Below are 4,377 nucleotides of genomic sequence, written 5' to 3' on the forward strand. Positions count from 1 at the left end.
AAATCAATCTGCGTTATATCACCTGTTATAATTGCACGCGAGCCCTCACCCAAACGCGTCAGGAACATGAGCATCTGGTCACTCGTTGTATTCTGGGCTTCATCCAATATCACAAAGGCATGGTCTAATGAACGACCTCTCATAAAAGCTAACGGCGCCACTTCAATCCGCTCCTGTTCTATCCATCGCTGGACTCGTTCAAAATCTACCATAGAATATAAAGCATCGTAAAGAGGTCGTAAGTAAGGATGGACTTTCTCTTCGAGGGCACCCGGCAAATAACCTAAATTTTCACCGGCTTCCACCGCCGGACGAGTTAAAACCAACCTCCGCACCTGTTTATTTAGTAGAGCCGATACCGCAGAAGCCATCGCAAGATAAGTTTTTCCGGTGCCTGCAGGACCTATTACAAAGGTCATTTCGCACTGCTGAATAGTTTCTAAATATTCCACCTGTCCTTTCGAACGAGGCTGAACTTTTATTTCGGGTCTTAGTCCCGGAATGGGAGTTTTTGCAGATTGTATTTCCGTCGTTTCAGCTACAGCCATATTGTTTTTCATATCTGGATAATCTTCCAATGCAAGGTCAAAATCAGCAGGGGTTGGCGTATATCCTTTGCGAACCGCATAAAGCAAATGATGAAGAATATCGCTTACTTTACGGGCTTCTTCATATTCGCCAATTAAAAGGACCTTTCCTCCGCGGTCAATCACCTGTACCCGCGTCTGGTCGCATACCCGCTTGCGAATTTCACCATTCACCCCTAATAATTTAATCAATTCATCATGATTATGAATTACGATTTCATGGGTTGAAATCGCTTCTCTCTTTAATCGAATCTTACTCATGCCCGATTATTTGATAAAAAACCTCCATTATCATTGTTCTTCCAGCCTTAGAACCTTTTCACCAGGATTGACCCAGCCTTTATTTTTACGCACGGCTTCTTCTTGCCTCAGCTGGTCTGATTTAAGTCGTTCTATTTCTTTTTCTAATACATTCTTTTGCGTTACCAAATCACGAATTTGTTGAACTAACTGCTGGAATTGAACTTCTGCTTTTTTCACTTCCTTATAACGATTCGCAATATCACGATGGACAAAATAGGTATACGCAAAGGAACACGCTACTGTCAAAACTACTATAAAATATAGTATCTGCTTAAATCTCTGCATTAACTCGCGTCACATGCTCCTTTATTTATTACATATATTATACACCAATTACATATATAAATTATACATAAAAACGGTGATATATACGGATTTATTTCAAAGGAGCAAATGCTTTTAACCCTAAATATTCTGCTTGATTACCCAATTCTTCTTCGATTCTTAACAATTGATTGTATTTGGCAATACGGTCACTACGGGAAGTAGAACCCGTCTTAATCTGACCCGCGTTTATGGCTACGGCAACATCCGCAATAGTTGCGTCTTCTGTTTCTCCACTTCTATGGGAAATAACCGTCGTATATCCAGCACGATGTGCCATCTGACAGGTTTCAAGCGTCTCCGTTAAGGTTCCAATCTGATTTAATTTAATCAATATAGAATTGGCAACACCTTCTTTTATACCACGAGACAAATATTTCGGATTGGTCACAAAAATATCATCACCCACAAGTTGTATCTTATTCCCTAATTTCTCTGTGAGTTTCTTCCAGCCCGCCCAATCGTTTTCATCAAGTCCATCTTCTAAACTAATAATCGGATAGGTATTCTTCCATTCAACCCAGAATTCTACCATTTCATCTGTACTTTTTTCCTTTTGCTCTTCCGACAGCAAAATATACTTACCTTTGTTGAAAAAGGAACTTGCCGCGGGGTCAAGGGCAATCCACACATCCTTTTCGGACTTATAGCCAGCCTCTTTAATCGCTTTCAATATAACTTCAATGGCTTCTTTATTCGATTTTAAGTCGGGAGCAAAACCACCTTCATCACCTACTGCAGTATTCAAACCCTGATTCTTTAACACTTTCTTCAACGCATGAAAAACCTCAGTTCCCATCCGCAATGCTTCACTGAAACAAGAAGCCCCCGCAGGAACAATCATAAATTCTTGCAGGTCTACATTATTATCGGCATGCTTACCACCATTTAAAATATTCATCATCGGAACGGGAAGCACATGAGCATTGGCTCCACCGATATAACGATATAAAGGCATTTCAAGAGTCTCTGCCGCCGCTTTCGCTACCGCAAGAGAAACACCCAAGATAGCATTAGCGCCCAACTTCCCCTTATTCGGGGTACCATCCAACTCACACAGCATACGGTCAATTTCACGCTGTTCCAATGCATCCATACCTAACAATTCTTCCGCAATCACTTCATTTACATTCTTAACGGCTTTGGTTACGCCCTTACCCATATACCGCTTCTTATCTCCATCACGAAGTTCTACCGCTTCATTTTCGCCCGTAGACGCTCCAGACGGAACAGCCGCTCTACCTACCGCACCCGATGCTAAATAGACATCCACCTCTACCGTCGGATTTCCACGAGAGTCTAATATTTCGCGTGCTTGCACTGCTGTAATCCTTGTCATAATTTCTCCCTTTCCATAATAGTTAAAAGGTTAATACATATTTATAATTTCCATGGTTTTATAAGATGTTCCCAACTTCGGTTGAGGAACTCATCTTCATAATCCTTAAAAATCTGATAATCTTCCAACTTATCCCCTGAGGTCTGAAGTCCCTCATATCTTCGGGATAAAATTTCATAGGCACAGGTCAAAAAAATAGAGGGTAACACCATACCTATAAAAAAGAAAAACAAAGGAAACACATTCAATAGACATATCATAGTATAACAAAAAAGCACCTGAAAACTAAAATACGGATTTGCCAATAAAAGAACATAACCCCAGTAAATATACCTCCACAAAGCCATATTCTTAAACGACAACGAAGGAATCACCCACAATAGAGCCAGAAAAGTAAACACCCCAAACCAAATAAAAAAACCCATCAAAACATATTTTGCCCATAGAAAATTTAAAAAAATGCCACTCACATAAAACCAAACATTTACCCATAAAATCAAAAACAACAACAAGAACAAAAAAAACACAGGAACCGCCTTCAACACCGCTATTCGCAAAGCATATACAAATTTCTCTCGCAACCCATCTTTATGCTCAAAAATAGCAACCGTAAACGATGAAACAAAAACATTTACAAAGAAAAAATAAGCACCCATCAACAAAAACAAAAAAATCCCCGACAAAGAAAAAAATTCACCCTCAAAAGACCACAAAGGTATAGACAAAAATATCATCGGACAAATAAAACACAAATTAAAAACAAACCATGTCCCCATATAATCATACCAGACCCAAAAACTCATCTTTAACACACGCTTTAACACAACAAACCCTAAAAAATAAAATTCTTAAAAAACTCTTAATAAAGGGATAAAATATAAAACTACCCCTCTGCTTTATATACTACCAAAACAACAAAACAAAAAATATACTTTTATACAAAAATTAGGTGCTTATATCATATAACCATCATTTTCTATTTTAATCAATACCACTTAATACCTTGCCCTCTTACGACTCGATATATTTATTGTCTGGATAAACGCTCAATCAATGTATTTACCCGACTCTGAAATACCTTTACCTTCTGTAAATATTCTTCCTTGTACTTTTCGTCAATTTCCTTTTTATCTTCTCGTATTGGATAATCTAATGGTAGGTCTAATGTCAATTTTTTTATACCATCAATATCGTCTTTTGTTCCTAACTGCTCAAACCAAAAAAGAGTTCCTTCTCTCTCTTTTAGATCACATTCGTTAAGTATAAAAATTGGTTCAATACTCTCCCCCTCTTTTACTTCTTTTCTTTTTTTAATTCCCTCTTCTATTCTTGATTTGTACCAGTTACTATGCTCCAAAGCGAAATTTAACATTATTTCTTTTATTAATTCTTTTTTTCTTCCCACTAACTCAGGGTTTACTTCCAAAATTGTTGTTAGTACTTTTGGTAGTTTATAGGAAGGATAAGTATTTCCATTCAGCCTTTGTATATGATAATAAGTTATTTTCCCTTTTGATATATCATCCAGAAATTTTTCTCCGTATATTGTTGCCAATACTACATATTCCATACCCATTTCTAAACTTAGAAACCGATAGCTGTTTGCTACCCAGATATAATCATATAAATCCGGTGAGAGGCTAAATAAAGAAAGATTATAAAAGCGATCGAAAAAATTGATTTTGTAATCATCGGGGTCTGGTTCATATCCATTGTTCTCTTCATATTTTTCAATAATATCCTTTATTATCTTTTCGTGTTCCTCATCGTGAATATAGCAATCAGAACATAAATCTCCATCTTGCGAAATTAAATATTCAAGAG

The 4,377-nt window shown here is 37.4% G+C and carries 5 protein-coding genes; all 5 read right to left on the minus strand.

Going from position 1 to position 4,377, the window contains the following annotated elements; all coding sequences use genetic code 11:
- On the minus strand, nt 1-848 hold an 848-nt coding region (locus tag PLA12_14435; protein ID HOQ33687.1), incomplete at its 3' end, for a PhoH family protein.
- Between the two features lie 30 nt (nt 849-878).
- The gene (locus tag PLA12_14440) at nt 879-1,175 is read right to left on the minus strand and encodes a hypothetical protein (GenBank protein ID HOQ33688.1); all 297 of its coding nucleotides are present in this window, start codon (nt 1,173-1,175) and stop codon (nt 879-881) included.
- Nucleotides 1,176-1,266: 91 nt separating this feature from the next.
- Nucleotides 1,267-2,553, minus strand: coding sequence for a phosphopyruvate hydratase (eno, locus tag PLA12_14445; protein ID HOQ33689.1), 1,287 nt, complete (start codon nt 2,551-2,553; stop codon nt 1,267-1,269).
- 41 nt (nt 2,554-2,594) lie between these two features.
- Nucleotides 2,595-3,377: a hypothetical protein gene (locus tag PLA12_14450; protein HOQ33690.1), complete on the minus strand. Its 783-nt coding sequence runs from the start codon at nt 3,375-3,377 to the stop codon at nt 2,595-2,597.
- Between the two features lie 203 nt (nt 3,378-3,580).
- A partial coding sequence (locus PLA12_14455; protein ID HOQ33691.1) for a hypothetical protein occupies nt 3,581-4,377 on the minus strand: 797 nt, incomplete at its 5' end.

Origin of the sequence: Candidatus Hydrogenedens sp. (assembly GCA_035378955.1) — a bacterium.
In the GTDB taxonomy this organism is placed as follows: Bacteria; Hydrogenedentota; Hydrogenedentia; order Hydrogenedentales; family Hydrogenedentaceae; genus Hydrogenedens.